We start from the raw sequence: 746 nt of genomic DNA, 5'->3' as shown, positions 1-746 counted from the left end.
GGTCATGACTGCTGATGAGTTTTGCCATATTCAGATCCAGCGATTCAGCCCGCCACATCGTCAGATATTTCTGCGACTGCGCGATGGTCTTTTCAGCCTTTCGCAAATCAGCTTCGATTTTTTTGATACGACGCCAGCGAACGTCCGGACGTTCTTTATACTTCGCGTGAAGCAGTGCCGACCGCGCCCGTTCTTCCCAGTATTCCGCACGTTCAAAGAGCATCACGGCTCGTTTCATGCCGTTTTCAATACGCTGCGCATCACGACGGGCGCGGCGTTCGCTGTGATGCCCCACAAGAATGGGCTGACCGGGCGGGATCATCGCGGCCAGTCTTTCCACTTCATCAAGTGCCTGTGCGGATTCACTGGCCCGCTTTCCGCTGTATCCGGTAAACCGCTCCGCCCGTGCTTCCTGACGTTCAGCGAGCGTACTGTCTTCATCCTCAATCTCTCCGGCAAGTGAGAGGAGCACGTCTTCCCGGCCCGGTGTCCAGGCTGGCGCCACAAACAGCGCCTGTTTTGGTGCCCAGCGGAAACCGGCATCATGGACTTTCTTATACGTCTCCGGGTCAAGACGTGACGCGGCATACAGGCGCAGTTTGTTGTCATCCGGTGAGTAGGTCGCGCGGTACATCTGCACAGGGCTGGCGGCTTCCGGGGCGGTCATGGTGATTGCTGCTAATGTCATAAAATGTTCTCCTTCCGTCTGTTGCCGCCCCTCGCGGCTGAGGGATCCCCACAAAATT

Annotated in this window: 1 protein-coding gene; it reads right to left on the bottom strand. The window is 57.0% G+C overall.

Going from position 1 to position 746, the window contains the following annotated elements; genetic code table 11:
• Nucleotides 1–688 (bottom strand): DUF3560 domain-containing protein (locus EQY_RS0121295; RefSeq protein ID WP_000170662.1); only part of this gene is annotated, 688 nt, incomplete at its 3' end.
• Nucleotides 689–746 lie beyond the last annotated feature (58 nt).

This window comes from Escherichia sp. TW14182 (assembly GCF_000208525.1).
GTDB classification, from domain to species: Bacteria; Pseudomonadota; Gammaproteobacteria; order Enterobacterales; family Enterobacteriaceae; genus Escherichia; species Escherichia ruysiae.
The sequence above is the reverse complement of the archived record's forward strand: the minus strand, read 5'-3'. Positions and strand labels throughout refer to the sequence as shown.